Source organism: Tenacibaculum sp. FZY0031, assembly GCF_036350695.1.
GTDB lineage: Bacteria > Bacteroidota > Bacteroidia > Flavobacteriales > Flavobacteriaceae > Polaribacter.
Genome location: NZ_JAZDVY010000007.1, coordinates 46,955 through 66,801, shown reverse-complemented (window position 1 = coordinate 66,801; position 19,847 = coordinate 46,955). Strand labels below are relative to the sequence as shown.

Sequence of the window (19,847 nt, the reverse complement as noted above, 5' to 3'; positions counted from 1 at the left end):
AGAATAACAACTCAGCCATAAAAAAGAACAGCTCAGTGTTCTTTTTTATATACATAGCAACAATCAAAAGATATTTGAAGTATAAACTAAAAATCAATTAAACATGAAAAAAGTAATCACATTAGTACTATTAGTATTTGCAATAAGTATTTCAGCACAAACTCAATATGAAAAAGGAATGACAAAGGCATTTGAGTTATGGAAAGACAACAAAACAATGGAAGCAGCTCAATTATTTGAGCGTATTTCAACAGCAGAAAGAGAAAACTGGTTACCATCTTATTATGCGGGAATGATTCTTATAGTAGAAAGCTTTCAAATAAAAGAAGAAGCAAGGTTGATAGCCAAATTAAATAAGGCACAGGAATTTTTGGATACCGCAAAATCGATTTCACCTGAAAATCCAGAAATATTAATAACACAAGCATTGTTACATGTTTCATATATGGCATTTGATGGTCAAAAATATGGAATGACCATGTCGATGAAAAATACAAGTTTGTATGAAAAAGCACTGCAAATAGCACCGAACAACCCGAGAGTTATTTTAAGCAAAGCAGAATCAGATATGGGAGCAGCACGTTTTTTTGGTCAATCTACAGAACCTTTTTGTAATAATGTTAAAAAAGCGATAGCGTTAGGTAAAAAAGAAAAAATAGCTGAAAAATTTTACCCTAAATTTAATGTACAAAGGGCAGAACAAGTATTAAAAAAATGTATGAAGTCCTAATACGTTTACACTAATAGGTTGAAGAAGTTAATTTTTTTAGGAGTAGTAAAAGGAGGAATATTAATTAAGTGAAGTGTATCATAAAAAGTAAACGAAGTTTTATAAATCCAAACGTGTATTTCACCTCTTGAAATTTGTATTTAAGGTTTTCACTGTAAAAAAGAAGGTTGTTGCTAGTGTTTGAGTGGAATCATTTATTTGTTAATGTTGTGTTAATTAACATAAAGAGCTGTGATTTATGTGTTTGGTTTTTAAAGGGTTATTTTTTGTTTTCTTCCAATGAAAGCAAAAACTACCCTTTTGTTTAGGGATTTCCTTTCTTGATAACCTATTTTTGTATCAAAATTAACTGTTATGAAACACAGGTATGACAGAAATAGGCTATATGTTAATCAAAATGAACAGGAAATTGTTAAAAATTTTCCAGTATTATTAGGAGGAGCGGGTATTGGAAGTATAATAGCTGAGTGTGCGTTGCGTTTTGGTTTTGAAAACATAACGATAATTGATGGAGATCAGGTAGAAAGTTCTAATTTAAATAGACAAAATTACCGGGAAAAAGATGTGTCGATTCATAAAGTTAAGGCGTTAAAAGAGAGGTTAGAATCTATAAATAGCAATGCAAATATTAAAATTCATAATTGCTTTTTAACAGAAGAAAACGTTCAGGAATTAATAGAAGGACATAAGGTGGCTATTAATGCATTAGATTTTTCATCAGACGTTCCATTGCTTTTTGATGAAATCTGTCAACAAAAGAATATTCCAGTTTTACATCCTTATAATTTAGGTTGGGGAAGTTTAGTTACAGTAATTACACCAGATAGTATTTCTTTAAGGTCTTTAGCTAAAAAAGGAGAAAAGTTTAGTGAATTAAGTGTCGTTGAATATGTTTCTAGTTATATGAGATTTTGGGGAGAACCCCAAGAGTGGTTAGAAAACATCATACATGACTATATCCATGAAAAAGAAAAGTTATCTCCACCTCAATTATCGGTAGGATCATGGAACGTAGCAGGAATGTGTGTACATCTACTTTTTAATATCGCTACAAAAAGGGAGGTAAAGAGTTTTCCTGAGTTTTATTTTTCTTCTTTGTTTGGAAGTTAAATTAGTTTATTGTTAGTTGCAAACACAATTGCTTCTGAAATGTTTGCTACTTCTAACTTTTCAAATAGTTTTCTTCTGTGAAATTTAACTGTATCGGGAGAAACGTACATTGTTTCAGCCATTTCGTTTATTGTAAAACCTCTAACGGAATATCTTAAAATTTCTTTTTCTCTATTTGACAACTCTATTTTCTTTTCTATTTTCCAAAAGTCGCCCTGTAAATCATATTTAAAAATCTTGTTCTCCCCTTTTTTAGATATTTTTATGTTTCCAGAGTTTTGCTCATTAGAAATAGAAATAATGCAAATAGCCTTCCATATCTTTCCTTCATTAGTAAGAAATAAAGGAGTAAGTTTTTGATTTATTAAAAGAACTTTTCCTTCCTTATTTTTCAGGTGAAAATCATAAGAAATAGAGTGAAGTTTTCTTTCTTCAATAGGTATTCCCTCATAGAAATCAAAACCGATGGTATTTATTTTTAAAAGTAATTGTAAGTCTTCGGGGATTACATAATTAAAATAAAAAAGGTATCCCATTTCTTCAACTTCCTTGGCTGAATGGCCACAAAGAAAAAGAGGATTTTCAGAAACGAATTCAAATCCTTTCTTTTGGTAGTCAATTACATAAATACTTTTGTAAGTCGTCCTTGCAAAGGCTTTAATTGCCTCTACATAGTTCTCTGTTTGTTTTTTCTCCTCATCAGAAACATGATATACAGTGTTTCGCGATGAAAAAAAGTCATTCACGTTATTCATAGATTAGTAGGGGGGCTTTGGTGCCAAATTAAGCAAATAATTTAGTAATAAGCAATATTTTTTATTAATATAACATTATTTCTAAAGACAAGTTGCTTTCTTATTAATACGAACTACTATTTTGTGTAGTAAGTTGATGGTTTTAACTAGTTAGTTTTGAGTGTATAAAAAAACAATACTCATGAAAAACTATTTAGAAAGACTGTCAACAAAAGAAATATTTAATTTATCAAAATTTGTAGTTGAGGAAAATTTCAAACATCATTCAGAAGGGAAAGGAGAACTAATAAAAAAAAAAGATATTTTGTCTGTTTATAAAGAAGAGATAAGATATATTAAAAATTCTAAGATTTTTGTTTGTAAAGATCATACTGGAGAAATAACAGGAGCGATACGTGTTTTGAAATGGAATTATGTAGATAAACTCCCAATTCAAAGTATTTTTGGAATCAATCCTTTAATGGTTGTTGAAGACAAAGAATTACATGAAATATGGCATATAGGACGATTTGCAATAAAAAAAGGGGTTAAAGATATTAACCTATTTAAAAAACTAATGCTTTGCGCTATAGCTCCGGTATGTAAAAATAAAAACAATATTGCTTTTGCAGAATGTGATAGTAAATTATTAAGAGTGCTTTTTTTATTAGGAATTAAACCAGTCGTAGTAGGAAAATCAGTTAATTACTTAGGGTCAGAGACCATACCAATAAGTTTACCCTATAATGGACTTATAGAGTTTTATGAGGAAAATAAGCACTTAATTACAGACGGAAAACTACTGTAAATTAGGACGAAAAAAGAAAACTACCCTTTTGTGTAGTTTTCTTTTTTTTTTTGAGAACTATATTTACCACGTTTTTAAAAAATAAATAAGCCCTCTGTGATAGGGAATAGCGAAGCTGTGTTTAAGTAAATAAGTATTGTTATGAAATTTGATTGTGGTTGGTATGTATTGTACGTTAAATCTTGTTGGGAGAAAAAGGTACATGAATCATTAAAAGAAATTTCTTTAGAATCTTTTTTACCACAAGTAAAAACGATTAGACAGTGGAGCGATAGAAAAAAAACAATTCTAAAACCGTTATTTCCATCGTATGTTTTTGTAAATATTAACTCATCACTAGAGTTTCATCAAGCTCTGTCTGTAAATGGAGCTTGTGCATATATTCGTTTTGGGAAAGACTATGCTCGTGTTAACGAGAAAGAAATTACTCAAATAAAACTACTTATAGGGGATGAAAATATTTCTGAGATAGAAACAGACTCAAAACTTCCTCAGGTAGGAGAGATTAGGAGGATTTCTTATGGCTCGTTGAATGGATTAGATTGTGAAATTATAAAAGCTGACAATCACAATAAACTTATTGTAAGAATTGACTCATTACGTCAAAATATAACTGCAGTGATACCTTCTCATTTATTAGAAGAGATACAAAAGAAAAAGCTTTGTTAAGCTAACATATTTAAGTACTACTACTTAGAATTTACTATCAAAAAAAACTACTATTATGACAACTAATGCGACCTATCATCGCGAACATTTTTTTGTTCAAGAAGAGTTAGACCTTATTAAGAAAAGTGTTTTAGAAAACATAGAAAGTTCTCAATCTAAAAACATGATTGAACTTAAAAATATAGATTCTATATATGAAAAGTTACAGCTTTTTTTTAAGGAAGAATTGGGGAAAGAGGTAGAGTTTTTAAATTCATTTATCTTTTTTGCGAGTAGTACAACAATGGATTCAAGAATGAAATCTAGTAATATGGGGTGGCATACAGACGGAACCTGCTCGTTAGTAGATGGTGATTGTTATAATGTTTGGATACCTATTTACAACGATTCTGAATCGACAGGCTTAGAGATTGTTTCTGAAGGTAAAAACCCTGAATTATATACTCAGTTTGGAGATCCTACAGAGATTCCTGTAATTTATTCTAGAGAAAACTCTGAAGAGATTTACCATTTTTTTGGGAATTCAATTCCTGAAGATACAGATTTAATAATAGTAAAAGTAGCTTCGGGGCTCGTGCTGCCATTAGCTAAAAAGAATCTCAATATAGATAAGTATGAAAACCCTACACCAGGAGATATTGTAGTATTTAAACAGTCTGAATTACATAGAGGGTTTCACGATGGAGGAATCCGTATTCAGTTGAGTCTAAAATTTAGACTTAAAAATGCTGAGATTAATCAAAAATCAACAAATCAGTTTTACAAACTTTTTGAAACGGTAACTTTAGGAGAAAAGAGTTTCAATGATTACCAAAGGTTTTTAGAGTTTATTCATCCAAAAGAAAAACTTAGTAAACATGGAAGTCTTGAAAATGAAGCTATAAGCTCTCTCTTAAGTATGAGCATGTAAAATAAACTCCTTTTTAAACTCTCAATTTACTCAAGAATGAATACTCTTATAGATGTTTTAAATAACCAAAAAAACGATAACCTTTTACTTACTTTTATTGAAGGAAGTGATAAGGAAACTTTTTTTAAAGGAAAAGAATTGCGAGAAAAAGCAAACAAGGTTTTAGCTTTTTTACAAAGTAAGGGGATTCAGCCGAAAGAAGAGTTAGTGTTTCAAATAGAAGATAACGAAACTTTTATCATAGTATTTTGGGCTTGTTTATTAGGAGGAATAATTCCTGTGCCACTAGCACAAGGAAGAACAGCAGATCATTTTCATAAACTTTTTAAAGTGTGGGGGTTATTAAAGAAACCACACTTGATAGTTTCACCACAGTATTTATCTCGAATAGCAAAGGAAGCAGTTGTATCTAAAACAGAAGAGCTATTTTTAAGAATAAAAGAAAATACGTTATTTATTGAAGAACTCTTCTCGGTTGAAAAAGAAGCCATTGCTGCAGATGTAAAAGAAGATGATATAGCGTATATACAGTTTTCATCAGGTTCTACAGGAAACCCTAAAGGGGTTACTTTAACTCATAAGAATTTAATAACAAACATCAGAGGGATACTAGATGGGATTAATGCTCCTTCAGATGGCGATTTGTTTTTCTCATGGATGCCTTTAACGCACGATATGGGACTTATAGGGTTTCATTTAACCCCTTTTTTAGCTGGGTGGAATCATTATATAATGTCAACAAGTCTGTTTATTAGACGTCCACTCTTATGGTTGGAAAAAATTTCAGAACACAGAATAACATTCTCTGCTTCTCCTAATTTTGGTTATAGTTACCTCATAAGACGATTTAAAAAAGACAGTATTAAAAATCTTGATTTATCAAGTTTGCGTATAATTGTTAATGGAGCCGAACCTATTTCTGCTGATTTATGTAATGAGTTTTATAATGTATTTTCTAATTACGGACTTCGAAGTAATGTTATTTTTCCAGTATATGGATTAGCAGAAGCTAGTTTAGCTGTTACATTTTCAAACCCAATAGAAAATGTGAAGTCTATTGAAGTTGATAGGAAATATCTAGGAATGGGAGACCGTGTTCATGTTATAAATAAAGATAAATCTCTATCATTAGTTAATGTAGGAAAACCTATAAAAGGATGCCGTGTTAGGATTGTAGATTCAAATAAAGTTCCGGTGGAAGAAGGAATAATTGGTGAAATTCAAATAGAAGGAAACAACGTTACTGCTGAATATTATGGAAATGAAATAGCCACTCATAAAACCATAGGTAAAGATGGTTGGTTGAGCACAGGTGATATGGGGTTCTTTTATGAAGAAGATCTTTTTGTTAGTGGAAGACTAAAAGATGTAATTTTTATTAATGGACAAAATTATTATGCCCATGACTTAGAGAAAATTTTAGATGGTATTTTAGATATAGAACTAGGAAAAGTAGTTGTAGCAGGCCATGTTAACTCAAAAGGAGAAAATAAAACCATTGTTTTTGTTTATTTCAAAAAGTCCCCTGAAAAATTTATCGATACTCTTATAGCTGTAAAGAAGAAAATTAATTTTGTGTTTGGCTTTGAACCTGATGATATCATACCAGTAAAAGAAATTCCTAAAACTACTAGTGGAAAAGTACAGCGTTATAAATTGATTGAGCGTTATAGCAATTCAGAGTTTGATGATGTTTTAAGAATTATTAATGAGCATTATAAAACCTTAAGTGAAAATGAAAATCATGATGTACCAAAAACTCCTGTAGAAAGTAAAATAATTAAGGCATGGCAAACAGTGCTAGGCCATAGGAATTTTGGAATTTCTGATAAATTTTTTGAGGTAGGAGGAAACTCACTAAAAGGAGCTCAGGTTTTAAATATTATTCAAAAAGAATTTGATATAGAATTAGGTTATGATCAATTGTATGAGAAGCAAACGGTTAAAGACATAGCAGAACTATTAGAAAATAATAAGAGTAAAACTACTTATCAGGCAATTCCAATACAAGGAAAAGAAGTGGGGTACTCACTTACCTCAATGCAAGAAAGGCTCTATTATTTTTGGCAGTTAAATCCAGAAGCAACAGCTTACAATGTGCCTTTGGCAATTTGTTTTAATGGGCGTTTAGATGTTGGAAAGTTAGCAATGGCTTTTAATGAGGTTGTTGCAAGACATCAAGTACTAAGAACACATTTTACGCTTAAAAACCAAAAACCTTATCAGGCATATGTTGATTCGATAGACCTAACCTTAAAGGTAACAGAAATAGAAAGTAAGAATCTTGATTCGGAATTGAAAAATAGGGTAATTCCATTTGATTTACATCAAGCGCCTTTATTTCGAATAGAATTGTTAAAAGAGTCTAAAAACAAACATGTTCTATTCATAGATGCACCACATATAATTATAGATGGTATTTCAATGAGTTTATTACTCAAAGAAGTGTATACCGTGTATCAAGGTAAATCTGTTGATGCACTAGAAATTCAGTATAAAGATTATGCAGCATGGAGAAGTAATTTCGTAGCAACAAAAAAAGGGAGTGCACAGCAAAAATATTGGTTAGAAAGATTAGGTGGAGACTTATCTAAATCAGAGCTTCCCACAGATTTTAAAAGACCAAGTATTTTTAACTATGAAGGAGAAAAATATTCTTTTAGTATAAACCAAGAGTTGACAGATGAACTCAAAGCTGTAGCTCATAAGCAGAATGTGTCTTTATATGTAGTGCTGTTGGCAGCTTATACAATTACGCTGTCAAAATATATTAGGTCAGAAGAGGTTGTTGTAGGAGTACCTGTTTCAGGACGCGGACATTATCAATTACAAGGACTACTAGGAATGTTCGTAAATAATTTAGTACTTCGTAATTTTCCAGTAGGAGAAATACCATTTACAGAGTACCTTCAACAAATAAAAAAGAATGTTCTTAATGATTTAACAAACCAAAGCTATCCTTTTAGTGAGCTTATAAAAGATTTAAACATTAAGAATGACCCTAGTGGTAGTCCTTTTTTTAATACAATGTTTGTATATCAAAATATGGACATTCCAATACTGGAAACGGATGGTTTAAAAACAACGTCTTATTTCTTTGACTCAGGTATTGCAAAGTTTGATTTGACTTTAGAAATTATTGAGATGCCTGAGAAAATGGAATATTATATTGAGTTTGCAAAAGCATTGTTTAAAAGAGAAAGTATCATCGCTTTTGCAGAACATTATAAACAGTTGATACATCAAGTAGTAACCAACCCAAATAGATCAATTGCTGATTTGACATTAGTTTCTGAAGAGACGATGGAAAATTATTTTTTTAGGAATAAAAAAGCAGAAGAATATACATCGTTAAAAGTACATGAGCTTATAAGTTTTAAGGCAAAAAAACATCTAAATTCAGTAGCAGTTTCAGTGAATAAAAACACTGAGTTATCGTACGCTGATTTAGAGAGAAAATCAAGCTTATTAGCGAAGAAACTTCAAGAGAAAGGAGTAAAAAGAAACGTTCCTGTAGCCATTATTTTCGAAAAACACATAGACTTTGTAGTGTCTGTTTTAGCAGTATTAAAAGCAGAAGGATGCTTCATTCCTATTGAAGCAAATTATCCTGAGGATAGAATTCAGTTTATAGTTGAAGATTGTGGAGCAGAAATAGCATTGGTTACAGAAACTATAAGTAAAAACTCATACATTACAGAAGGCTGGAAGCCTATACGCATAGAAGAGAGAGAGGTGGTTTTGTTAGAACGAGTTAACGATGTTGGAATGAATGCTATTGAAGGAGCTAATCACTTAGCTTATATGATTTACACCTCTGGATCTACAGGAAAACCTAAAGGAGTAAAGGTAGCACATAGTTCGTTAATGAATTATTTAGAATGGGCAACAAAGGCCTATAACATTAATGAAAATTCAACATTTCCTCTATATACCTCTATTGCTTTTGACCTTACGTTAACATCAATATTTTTACCACTTATTTCAGGAAGCACGTTAAAAATTTATCAAGAAACAGATGAAAAGTTTTTGATAGAAAGTGTTTTAGCAGACAACCAAGTAACAGTATTAAAAGCGACCCCTTCACATTTAAAGATGATTAAAGATTCTTTTTTATTGAAGAAAGAAAGAACCCAAAGCAAATTAAAAACATTAATTGTAGGTGGAGAGGCTTTAGATTCTCTGTTAGCTAGTGATATTATGGACTTTTTTGAAGGTAAGATTCGACTATTTAACGAATACGGTCCTACTGAAACTACAATTGGTTGTGTAGTACACGAATATAACCCTTTGGTAGATAAAAGCAATAATGTTCCAATAGGAAGAGCAATTGCGAATACTCAAGTTTATGTATTAGATACGTACCAAAAACCTGTTCCTTTAGGGATAGCAGGCGAGTTATATATATCTGGAGATGGGGTATCAGAAGGCTATTTAAATAGAGAAGAACTAACAAAGGAAAAATTTATTCCCAATCCATTCATACCAGAGCAATTAATGTATCGTTCAGGTGATTTGGTAAAAAGAAAGTTAGATGGTAATCTTGAATATTTAGGGCGATTAGATGATCAGGTTAAAATTAATGGTCATCGAGTAGAGCTCGGAGAAATAGAAAAGGTAGTATACACAAATAAGAACGTTAAAAATGTAGTAGCTGTTTATAAAAAAGAAAAACCGTTATGGGTTTATCTTACATTAAGTAATCAAGAAGAGGTAGAAAAAGTTCAAGAGGAGATCAAATTAGAACTTAGAAAACAGCTTCCAGATTATATGGTTCCGAAACAAATTATAGTAATAGACGAAATTCCTCTTACTATAAATGGTAAGATAGCATATAATCAATTGCCCAATCCAATTCAAGCTTCCAATAAAGAATCGATAGCACCAACTTCAAAGGTAGCGGAACTATTAGTGGAAGCATGGAAAGAAATATTAGGGAATTCTAGAATAGGAATAACAAATAATTTTTATGAAGAAGGAGGAGATTCTATTAAAGCAATACAAATAGCCTCTAGGTTGTATGAAAAGAATATAAAAGTTAATGCTAAAGACATACTTACCTATCCTAATATACAACAGTTGATGAATTATGTTGAGATTATAAAAGAGGCTGATACTGAAGAAGAGTTAACAGGAAAGTTAGTAGAAAAGAACCCTATTCAACATTGGTTTTTTGATAGAAAATTGCAAAATCCTAACTTTTATACTCAATCAGTCTTATTAAGATGGGAAGATAAGATAGAAGAAGAACTTATATCAAAAACATTTATAGAATTATTTAATTATCATGATACACTTCGTTTAAGCTACAATGAAAAAGCACAAACTCTTTACTATAGAGAGCGAAATGAAAATTTACCTTTCGAATTAGAGAATTTCGAACTAAAAGGAAAGTTTGCAGACCTGATAAAAGAAGAAATACCTAAAGTACTGGTATCTGTTAAAAGTTCGATGAAAATAAACAGTACCCTACTAAAAGTAGCAATAATAACAATTGAAGCAGTAGATTATTTATTTATAACCGCTCATCATTTAATTGTAGATGGAGTCTCTTGGAGAATTTTGTTAAACGACATTTACCAAACATATAAAGCTGTTAAAGAAGGAGCTGATTTAAGACTACCAAAAAAATCGGCATCATTAATAACTTATCAGAATGAGATAAAAGAGTTATCAAGACAATTATCTGAGCAAGAAATTCATTTTTGGAAAGAAATAAAACAGAATGACTTTACTATATATCCAACTGAAATAATTCAAAATAAAGTAAGGGAGCAAAAAATAATAACGGCCGAATTATCAAAAGAGGATACTTCATTTTTGCTGAAAGAAGCAAACACTGTTTTCAATACGAATGCTGAGATACTATTAATTGTAGCATTGACAAAAACCTTGACAGAAGAATATAAAACGAATAAGGTAACAATAGAGTTGGAAGGACATGGAAGAGACTTAGAAGCTGTAAATACCTCGAGAACAATAGGATGGTTTACCTCATTGTTTCCCCTGTGTTTTGAAAGGAACCCTTCAATAAAAGAATCTATAAAAGATACGAAAGACCTTATAAAAAGCTTACCAGATGGGGGGATGCATTATGGAATTTTAAAATACTTAAATAACCAACTGAGTAAAGAAAAAACAAAGAATAATATTTTATTTAATTATTTAGGAGAGTTTTCAAATGAGACTTCAAATGATGTCTTCTCAATAGTAAATGAATATTTAGGTGTAGAATCTGATCCAGAAAATGAAACAAGTGCATTGTTAGAGTTTAACCTTATAGTACTTAATAATACTTTAAAAATACAGGCACATTATATCCACAATGAAGAAACACAGTATGTAACGGAAAAGATAGTTAACAGTTTCAAAGCAAATATACTTGAAGTACTTAATTACCTTAAAAATGAGGAAGACATTCACTTTACATCTTCAGATTTTGAAGCAGCTTATTTAGATAATGAAGATTTAAAGGTCTTATTTGAATAGAAAAATAAGGAAACATGAAAAAGAAAATAATGATAGCCTCAGTTGTATTATTGTTAGCCTATTTTGTAACAGTATTAATAGCCCCATCATTCTTAGATACATCACAAAATAAGACAACTTGGAATGTAGCTGAGTTGTCAAATGAAGCTAAAGAATTGTATGGAAAACTAGATTTTGTAGGAGATTTACATAGCGATGCTCTATTATGGGATAGAGATTTATCAAAAAAAAGTAAAAGAGGTCATGTAGATTTTCATAGAATGAGTGAGAACAATGTTGCTTTTCAGGCATTTACAATTGTAACAAAATCACCAAAAGGCCATAATTTTGAGAGTACCGACGGTAATACTTTTGATAACATAACATTGTTATCTATTTTACAAGGGAAACCTGTTACTAATTGGTTTAGTTTGTTTAATAGGGCAGTGTATCAATGCAATAAGCTAAAAAGCTATGCTGATGCATATGATAAAAACTTCATTATTCTTAGAGAAAAAAAAGATTTGGTCAATTTATTAAATAAGAGAAAAAAAGATAAAAAGACCATCGGAGGCTTAATAGGTATCGAAGGAGGACATTGCCTCGAAGGAAAGATAGAAAACGTGTCTAAACTATATAATTCGGGGGTGAGAATGTTTGGAGTGTCTCATTTTTTTGACAATAAATTAGGCGGTTCGGCACATGGAATTGAAAAAGGAGGAATAACCGAATTTGGAAAACAGGTTTTAAAAGAAATGGAGAAGCGAAACATGATTTTAGACATCGCACATACTTCTGATAAAATGATACGTGATATTTTAAAACTGTATAAAGGCCCGATTGTAAGTTCTCATACAGGAGTGGATGGAGTTAAGGAATCATACAGAAACTTATCTGATGAACAATTAAAATCTTTAGCAAAAAAAGAAGCTTTAATAGGGATAGCTTTTTTTTCTGAAGCAATAGGGGATACCGAAATAAAGGGCATAGTAAAAACAATGAAGTATGTAAAAGAGCTTATAGGAGTAGAGTGCCTTTCATTAGGATCTGATTTTGATGGTTCAGTAACAACTCCGATAGACGTTACAGGTTATTCGTATTTGGTAGATGAAATGTTACAACAAAATTTTACAGAAAAAGAAATTGAAATGATAATGGGAGGTAACTTAAAAAAATTCCTATTAAAGAACTTGTAAGTTAATAGCTTTATTACAGTATTTCTACTACAGGTTAATACATATAAGTACAAATTAATAAATGTATTAGATAAAAATAACTGAGAAGTTACTTTTACATAATACCTCCAGGCTTTAGCAAGCAAAACTGCATATTAAATTATTTAAAGAGATTTATAAAAGGAGCTATTTACTGTAGCCGAACAACAATGTTTTAAAGATTAGTCTTTAAAAATCTTTAGATAAAAAATAGTGTAAAAAAGATAACAACTGCTACAAGAGCAGAAAAGTACAATTAAGAACATTCTTTAATAAGAATGCCCGAATACCTGTCCACTACATTAACCTAAAAAAGTCACTATATGGTGCTAACAAATATCTTGGAGAAAGTAGGTCAAACTCCTATGATGTCCATTGAATTAGAAGCAAATAATCTCATCAACATTTGTATGAAATTAGAATTTTACAATCCTACTGGAAGTGTAAAAGATCGAGCGGCATCATATGTTATTGATAAGATTTTAAGTACTGGGATTATTAATAGAGAAACGACACTTATAGAGTCTTCTTCAGGTAATTTTGGTGTAGCCTTATCTGCTTATGCGAAATTTCACAATTTAAAATTTATTTGTGTAATCGATAAAAACACTCTCCCCATTAACGAGATGTTAATAGAGTTAAACGGAGCAGAGATTATAAAGATAGATACTCCTGATGCACATGGAGGATACTTATTAAATAGAATAAAAAAGATCAAACAAATTTTAAAAGAGAAAGAAAATATGTATTGGGTGAATCAATATGGAAATCCACTCAATGCTGAAGCGTACTATTATTCTTTGGGAAAAGAAATGTGTGAAGAAGCTCCTGATGGTATTGATTATCTTTTTATGGGGGTTAGCTCGGGAGGAACAATAACGGGAGTTTCAACTAGGATAAAAAAGCACTTTCCTAAAGCCAAAGTGATTGCAGTTGATATTTATGGATCAGTAGTGTTTGATAGTCCTCCACAAAAAAGATATATACCAGGTATTGGGTCAAGTATGAAGCCAGAAATCTTAAAAAGAGCAATGATAGATGAAGTAGTTTGGGTTAATGAAGTTGAAACAGTAACAAGCAGTAGAGAACTTTTAGAGAATTATAATATTTATTCTGGAGGATCATCTGGCTCCGTATATGCCGGGATAAAAAAATATTTCAGTAATAAAAACATTACTTCTCCTGTAAATGTAATGTGTATTATGGCAGACAGAGGAGATCGCTATAACAGTACAATTTATAGTGATGAATGGTTTGAAAAGTTAAAAAAAGGAACAATGTAATTTTATATAAAACAAAAGAAAGAACAATGGTTTATTTAAATGAAGGTCACATAAAAGAATTAGGATTCAATTGGGAAGAAAATATTGAAACAATTAAAAAATCTGTTGAATGTATGATTAATGATGATTATGCACAACCTATTAAGCCTTATTTACGGTATAAAGAAAAAACAAATAGAATAATAGCCATGCCTGCATTTGTAGGAGGAGAAATTAATAAAGCAGGAATAAAATGGATTTCAAGTTTTCCCCAAAATATAAAGAATGGATTACCTAGAGCTCATAGTGTGGTAATTTTAAACGATGCTGATACAGGGGTGCCTTCAGGAATTTTAAACAGCGGTTCTGTCTCAGCAATAAGAACAGCTTCTGTAAGTGGAATGATAACAAAACATTATTTAGAAGCGAAGAATCCGAAGAGTGTAAAAGTGGGAATTATAGGTTTTGGACCTATTGGACAATATCATTTAGATATGTGTTACAGTCTTTTAAAAGATAAGTGTGAAGAAATTAGAATTTTTGATTTGAAAGGTGTCAATACTGAACTCATAAATAATGAAGAACTTAAAGCTAAAATAGTGGTTGTAGACTCATGGGAAGAAGCATATTTAGATGCAGATATTTTTATGACTTGTACAGTGTCTAAAGCAACTTACATTAACAAGCAGCCTAAACCTGGTTCTTTGCATTTAAATATTTCATTAAGAGATTATAAAGCAGAAACTTATGAGTGGTTTGCAAAAGCAATTATTGTAGATAACTGGGAGGAAATTTGTAGAGAGAATACAGATATTGAAAATTTTCACCTAGAAAAAGGCTTACAAAAAGAAGATACAAAATCTATTCTAGACCTAGTAAGTGAAAACATCTTTTTAACATTAGAAGAAAACCAAGCAGTAATGTTTAATCCTATGGGGATGGCTGCATTTGATATTGCCATATCACAAAACTATGTTAGAAGAGCTATGAAAAACAAGGTAGGGATATTTTTAAACTAATATAAAGTAACTAATAGGTTTAATAAAATACTTAAGATAAATTAAAAACGAAATTCAGATGAGAAATTTTAACAAAAGAATTGTATTAACAATATTGGTTACATTTTTGACTATTGTATGTACTCAAGCTCAAAAAGCAAAACCTTATTTTATTGTTGATAATGAAAAAGTAAACATCAACACTTTAGAAGGTGAAATAAAGCGTTTAATGAAAGAGGTTGGTATAGCAGGACTTTCTTTAGCAGTTATAAATAAAGGGCAAGAAGTTTATTACAATGCGTTTGGAGAAAAATCTCTTGAAGAAAGAGGAGAAAAAATAAATAAAGAAACAATTTTTGAAGCGTGTTCATTATCTAAGAGTTTCACAGTTTATGCAGCCTATAGAATGGTTGATTTAGGATTGTTAGCTTTAGATAAGCCCTTATATGAATATTATAAATACAAACCTTTAGAACACGATGAACGTTATAAAAAGATAACGGCAAGAATGGTTTTAAGTCATAATTCAGGAATAGAAAACCACCAAGGAAAAAACGATCCAGAGGTATTAGAAATTGTAGCTAACCCAGGAGAAAAATTTGTGTATTCAGGAGAAGGGTATACATTTCTAGCTAATGTAATTAAAGAACTTGTTGAAGAAGAATCAATAGAAGATCTTATGAAAAACTACGTGTATAAGCCATTAGGACTTAAAAGAACTTATACAACTGCAGTTGGAGACGGAAATATAAATTACGCAAAGCCACATAATGTATTTGGAGAGGTTATAAATAAAGGAAGAAATAAAAAACCAGATTTAGCAGGAAGAATTCATTCAAATGCTCATGATTATGCAATGTTAATGAGTCAGCTATTTGTGAAAAAAAACCTAACAAAAGAGCGCATGTTAAGTCCAACCACTAGAATGAGAAATGATCGGGAGTTGTTTTATGGGCCAGGATTCGAAATTTTATATACGAGTAACGATACATTATTACTTCAAGGGGGAAATAACAATGGGTTCAAAGGATTGGCATGTTATTCACTAACTAAAGATTGCGGTTTTGTCTTTTTTGCAAATTCAGATAGAGCGGAAATGTTAGGAGTAGCAATTAATGAATTGACGATTAAGAGCCAAATTTCTGAGTATTATAAAGGAATAGTGTATACAAATCAAAGTCCTAATAAAGCAAATGAGATTTTTAGTTTGTACAGAACAAAAGGAGCGAAAGAAACTAAGAAAAAGTTAACTAAAATTTTTAATGAAAAAGAAAAGGTATTTACTTCCAATGATATTATTGACTTAGTATATTATTTAAAAGATAGGGAGTATGAAATTGCCAAGTATATAGCAGATAAATATACGACTACATATCCAGACCCTAATCTTGATTTTTTGTATTCACGTTGGTTAACTAAATAATGATTGGGGAACAAGTAATTGGGATTGTTGGAGGAATGGGACCAGAATCTGGTATAATGTTATGTAACTACATTAATAGTTTGACTCCAGTAACGAAAGATCAAGAGCACCTTTCTATGGTATTGATGTCATTCCCAAAACACATAGTTGATAGAACAGCTTTTCTAGAAGGGAAAATAAGAGTAAATCCAGCATTTCAGATATCTAAAGTTGTTAGAAAACTAGAAAGCGCAGGGGCTACAATTATCGGTATAGCATGTAATACAGCTCATTCGAGTGTAATATTCGATGAAATTAAAAAAGACTTAAATAAAAGAAGAAGTACATTAAAGCTATTACACATGCCGCAAATTACTTGTGATATTTTAGGTAAAACATACCCTGAAGTTAAAAGAGTAGGTGTAATTTCTACCAACGGAACTTATAAGTCAAAGATTTATGAAAGTGCTTTAAAAGAAAGAGGTTACGAAGTTATTCTGCCAAATTTTGAATTCCAAGATAACGTGATTCATAAAATGATATATGACGTAGATTTTGGAATAAAGGCCAGCCCTAATATCAGAACAAAGGAAGTAAAACAATTAAAAAACAAAACATTAGATTTTTTTTATAAAAATAATGTTGAGGCAATTATTCTTGGTTGTACTGAATTATCTCTGGTGTTTTCTGAAAATACCTCAGGAATTAAAGTTATAGATTCAACAATGTCATTGGCGAGAGCTCTGGTACAAGAAGCTTCCATTGTTCATACAAAAAATAATGAAGTAAGAACATTACACACATTGTAATTAACTCCTAACCACAATATAAAAACAAGAAAAAATGATGAGCTCTAGAATAGGAACTTTTTATCCATTATTAAAGAATTACACTGATGTTAATGGGTATGATAATGTAATTAAAACTGTACAGAAAGCAGATAGTAATGAATTAGATTTTTTTTGGACAGTAGATATTGAAGCACATGCGATGAACTCTTCTAATAGCAATCCTTCTGTTATAAACGCAGCATTATCTATGATTACTTCTAAAATAGGTTTAAGAGGAGAAAGTTCTATTGCAGGGAATCAAGACCCTTTAAGAATTACAGAAGAGTGGTCAGTAATTGATAATACTTCAAAAGGAAGAGTTGGTTTATCTATCGATTCATGCACTATTGATGAAGCAGCAAAAAGAATAGAAGAAAAGATTAAAGCTGTTCGTACGCTGTGGCAAGGGGGGAGTGTTGTTCGGAAGAATGGAGCGGAAATAGATGTAGAGCTAAAAACATTTCCTAAACCAATTCAAAAAGAATTACCATTGTGGGTTTCTATAAAAAATAATAATGAACTAATGTATAAAATGGCTGGAGCTATGAAAGCCAATATACTTGTTTACTGTTTAGAAGAAACCGTTGAAAGCTTAGCAGAAAAAATTAATGCTTATAGAAAAGCTTATGGAAATCAAGATCACACTCAAGGTATAGTTTCATTAATATTACCAGCTTATTTAATAGACAAAGAAGAAAAATTAAAAGCGGCTGAGAGTACAGAATTAATAACATACTTAGATTATGTTAATTCTTTTTATAAAACAGTTTGTAATATTGATTTAGAAAAAGAAAAAAAATATTTAACATATGCAAATTCACTAGTGGCGACAAAGAAGTCTAGCTCAGATTTTCTTAAACAAGTAAGCTCAATTGGCGTAAATGAAATTGTAGGAATACTATCTCCAAAAACCTCTCCTAATAAAACATTAGAACTACTCTCTTTTTTAAAAAAAAGTAACCACTCATAAGTTGGCACGAGCATAATTGATAGGGGGTACTCGCCTCATAATAGCTTATTGTGCGTAAAACTTTTTTATAACCTATAAAGCAAATTAATATGAAAACTAAACACAAAGATTATATAATCATTGGTGCAGGTCCAGCTGGATTGCAATTAGGGTATTTTTTTCAAAAATATAACCTAGATTTTTTACTAGTAGAAAAAAATAACGTTGCAGGGTCTTATTTTAAAGATTACCCTAGACATAGAACATTAATCTCTATAAACAAAGTTCATACAGGTTTTGAAGATAAAAACTTGGACTTAAGATTTGATTGGAACTCGTTACTATGTGATAAAGATGAATTATTATTCAAAGAGTATAGTAAAGAGTATTTTCCAAATGCAGATTTATTTGTCGATTATCTCAACGACTTTGCGAAAGCATATGCATTACCAATTGATTATGGAGTAGAGATTCAAAATATTAAAAAAGAAGAGGTATTTACCTTGGCTACCTCAACAGGAGAGGTGTACACCTGTAATCATTTAATAGTCGCTACAGGATGGGTAAAACCATACATTCCAGAGATTCCGGGGATAAATCATGGAGAACACTATATGACTATGTCTCTAGACAAAAAAGCGTATGAAAACAAAAAAGTTTTAATCATAGGAAAAGGCAATTCTGCTTTTGAGACAGCAGATGATTTAATAGCAACGACAGCTACTACTCATGTGTGTAGTGAAAATAGTTTAGTAATGGCTTGGAACTCACATTATGTAGGTAACTTAAGAGCTGTTAACAACAATTTCTTAGATACGTATCAATTAAAAGCTCAAAATGCTGTATTAGATGCAAGTATAAATAAAATAGTAAAAGAAGGAAACCAATACAAGGTAAGCATTACTTACAATAACAATGCATCTGAAGAAGAAGAGTTAGTATACGACTCTATTATCCTTTGTACAGGATTTAGGTTTGATGATTCTATTTTTGATGAAAGTTGTAAACCTGAATTAACAATTAAAAATCGTTTTCCTAACCAAGAAAGCGATTACCAATCTACCAATATAGAAGGACTGTATTATGCAGGAACAATTACGCATATGCGAGACTATAAAAAACAAGCTTCAGGATTTGTACATGGGTTTAGGTACAATGCAGCCTGTTTAGCCAGAATATTAGCCTATAAGAATCACGATGCCTCTTTATTATCATCAGAAATTGAATGGAATGTTGATGTAATTGGAGAAGAAATAATAGATCGTATCAATTCTAATTCTTCGTTATGGAATCAATACGGATATCTTGGGGATTTAGTTTTAATTAAAGATGATAAGTTGCTTTATTATAATAGTTTACCTGTAGATTATATTAAGGAGAAGTTTGTAAAAGATACAGATGACTACTTTATTTTAACCATGGAGTTTGGGAAAAAAATTGAAACAGGTGAACATACTTCGGTAAATCGTGTACATCGAAACGATTATGAAAACGCTCAAAACAGTGCTTTTATCCATCCAATAATTCGTTACTACAAAGGAGATGAATTAATGGAAGAGTTTCATATTATAGAAGACTTAGAAGCGGTTTGGAAAGAATCAATTCATATAGATCCTCTTAAAAAATTCATTAAAAAAGTAAAGCAGAAACTTTCAGTTGTTCCTGTTTAAGTAATTATCTAAAAAGCTCTTCCTAATAGTAAAATAATAAGTTATTGATTCATAGTGCTTTCATCTAAGCACTGTGAATTATCTATATAACCC

14 protein-coding genes are annotated in these 19,847 nt (G+C 30.8%); 13 read left to right on the top strand and 1 reads right to left on the bottom strand.

The annotated features are described in order from the left end of the window. The first annotated feature begins 103 nt into the window (after window positions 1–103). Entirely contained in the window at window positions 104–730 is a 627-nt protein-coding gene (locus V1T75_RS10985) for a tetratricopeptide repeat protein (RefSeq protein ID WP_330488591.1), read from the top strand. A gap of 354 nt (window positions 731–1,084) precedes the next feature. Then, complete coding sequence (locus V1T75_RS10980; protein WP_330488590.1) at window positions 1,085–1,840, top strand: HesA/MoeB/ThiF family protein; 756 nt, start codon at window positions 1,085–1,087, stop codon at window positions 1,838–1,840. On the opposite strand, the gene V1T75_RS10975 is transcribed toward V1T75_RS10980, so the two are convergent. Then, window positions 1,837–2,595 (bottom strand): response regulator transcription factor, encoded by a 759-nt coding sequence (locus V1T75_RS10975; RefSeq protein WP_330488589.1) that lies wholly within the window; start codon window positions 2,593–2,595, stop codon window positions 1,837–1,839. The genes V1T75_RS10980 and V1T75_RS10975 overlap by 4 nt on opposite strands. A 181-nt stretch (window positions 2,596–2,776) precedes the next feature. Between V1T75_RS10975 and V1T75_RS10970 the strand changes: the two genes are divergently transcribed. The 11 genes from V1T75_RS10970 to V1T75_RS10920 all read left to right on the top strand — a co-directional run bounded on the left by V1T75_RS10970 (window position 2,777) and on the right by V1T75_RS10920 (window position 19,754). Then, a complete protein-coding gene (locus V1T75_RS10970; RefSeq protein ID WP_330488588.1) occupies window positions 2,777–3,382 on the top strand; it encodes a hypothetical protein in 606 nt (201 codons plus the stop codon). Between the two features lie 141 nt (window positions 3,383–3,523). Further along, the gene (locus V1T75_RS10965) at window positions 3,524–4,051 is read left to right on the top strand and encodes a UpxY family transcription antiterminator (RefSeq protein WP_330488587.1); all 528 of its coding nucleotides are present in this window, start codon (window positions 3,524–3,526) and stop codon (window positions 4,049–4,051) included. 55 nt (window positions 4,052–4,106) lie between these two features. Further along, the gene (locus tag V1T75_RS10960; protein WP_330488586.1) at window positions 4,107–4,961 is read left to right on the top strand and encodes a hypothetical protein; all 855 of its coding nucleotides are present in this window, start codon (window positions 4,107–4,109) and stop codon (window positions 4,959–4,961) included. Window positions 4,962–4,997: 36 nt separating this feature from the next. Then, complete coding sequence (locus V1T75_RS10955) at window positions 4,998–11,450, top strand: amino acid adenylation domain-containing protein (RefSeq protein WP_330488585.1); 6,453 nt, start codon at window positions 4,998–5,000, stop codon at window positions 11,448–11,450. 14 nt (window positions 11,451–11,464) lie between these two features. Next, window positions 11,465–12,625 carry a dipeptidase gene (locus V1T75_RS10950; RefSeq protein ID WP_330488584.1) on the top strand — a complete coding sequence of 387 codons (1,161 nt, stop codon included), beginning with the start codon at window positions 11,465–11,467 and terminating at the stop codon, window positions 12,623–12,625. Window positions 12,626–12,966: 341 nt separating this feature from the next. Further along, complete coding sequence (gene sbnA / locus V1T75_RS10945) at window positions 12,967–13,926, top strand: 2,3-diaminopropionate biosynthesis protein SbnA (protein WP_330488583.1); 960 nt, start codon at window positions 12,967–12,969, stop codon at window positions 13,924–13,926. A 26-nt stretch (window positions 13,927–13,952) separates the two neighbouring features. Beyond that, complete coding sequence (locus V1T75_RS10940; RefSeq protein WP_330488582.1) at window positions 13,953–14,924, top strand: 2,3-diaminopropionate biosynthesis protein SbnB; 972 nt, start codon at window positions 13,953–13,955, stop codon at window positions 14,922–14,924. 58 nt (window positions 14,925–14,982) lie between these two features. Further along, window positions 14,983–16,326 (top strand): serine hydrolase domain-containing protein, encoded by a 1,344-nt coding sequence (locus V1T75_RS10935; protein WP_330488581.1) that lies wholly within the window; start codon window positions 14,983–14,985, stop codon window positions 16,324–16,326. Further along, a complete protein-coding gene (locus V1T75_RS10930; protein ID WP_330488580.1) occupies window positions 16,326–17,114 on the top strand; it encodes an aspartate/glutamate racemase family protein in 789 nt (262 codons plus the stop codon). The genes V1T75_RS10935 and V1T75_RS10930 overlap by 1 nt, the downstream gene beginning before the upstream one ends. A 34-nt stretch (window positions 17,115–17,148) precedes the next feature. Further along, window positions 17,149–18,105, top strand: coding sequence for an LLM class flavin-dependent oxidoreductase (locus V1T75_RS10925; RefSeq protein ID WP_330488579.1), 957 nt, complete (start codon window positions 17,149–17,151; stop codon window positions 18,103–18,105). A gap of 89 nt (window positions 18,106–18,194) precedes the next feature. Beyond that, a complete protein-coding gene (locus V1T75_RS10920; RefSeq protein WP_330488578.1) occupies window positions 18,195–19,754 on the top strand; it encodes an NAD(P)-binding domain-containing protein in 1,560 nt (519 codons plus the stop codon). The last annotated feature ends 93 nt before the right edge of the window (window positions 19,755–19,847 follow it).

Bases quoted from the DNA above. Each gene is read 5' to 3' on its own strand.
- V1T75_RS10980 (WP_330488590.1), top strand. From the start codon at position 1,085: ATGAAACACAGGTATGACAGAAATAGGCTATATGTTAATCAAAATGAA.
- V1T75_RS10965 (WP_330488587.1), top strand. From the start codon at position 3,524: ATGAAATTTGATTGTGGTTGGTATGTATTGTACGTTAAATCTTGTTGG.
- V1T75_RS10940 (WP_330488582.1), top strand. From the start codon at position 13,953: ATGGTTTATTTAAATGAAGGTCACATAAAAGAATTAGGATTCAATTGG.
- V1T75_RS10920 (WP_330488578.1), top strand. From the start codon at position 18,195: ATGAAAACTAAACACAAAGATTATATAATCATTGGTGCAGGTCCAGCT.
- V1T75_RS10935 (WP_330488581.1), top strand. From the start codon at position 14,983: ATGAGAAATTTTAACAAAAGAATTGTATTAACAATATTGGTTACATTT.
- V1T75_RS10960 (WP_330488586.1), top strand. From the start codon at position 4,107: ATGACAACTAATGCGACCTATCATCGCGAACATTTTTTTGTTCAAGAA.
- V1T75_RS10985 (WP_330488591.1), top strand. From the start codon at position 104: ATGAAAAAAGTAATCACATTAGTACTATTAGTATTTGCAATAAGTATT.
- sbnA (WP_330488583.1), top strand. From the start codon at position 12,967: ATGGTGCTAACAAATATCTTGGAGAAAGTAGGTCAAACTCCTATGATG.
- V1T75_RS10930 (WP_330488580.1), top strand. From the start codon at position 16,326: ATGATTGGGGAACAAGTAATTGGGATTGTTGGAGGAATGGGACCAGAA.
- V1T75_RS10925 (WP_330488579.1), top strand. From the start codon at position 17,149: ATGATGAGCTCTAGAATAGGAACTTTTTATCCATTATTAAAGAATTAC.
- V1T75_RS10950 (WP_330488584.1), top strand. From the start codon at position 11,465: ATGAAAAAGAAAATAATGATAGCCTCAGTTGTATTATTGTTAGCCTAT.
- V1T75_RS10975 (WP_330488589.1), bottom strand. From the start codon at position 2,595: ATGAATAACGTGAATGACTTTTTTTCATCGCGAAACACTGTATATCAT.
- V1T75_RS10955 (WP_330488585.1), top strand. From the start codon at position 4,998: ATGAATACTCTTATAGATGTTTTAAATAACCAAAAAAACGATAACCTT.
- V1T75_RS10970 (WP_330488588.1), top strand. From the start codon at position 2,777: ATGAAAAACTATTTAGAAAGACTGTCAACAAAAGAAATATTTAATTTA.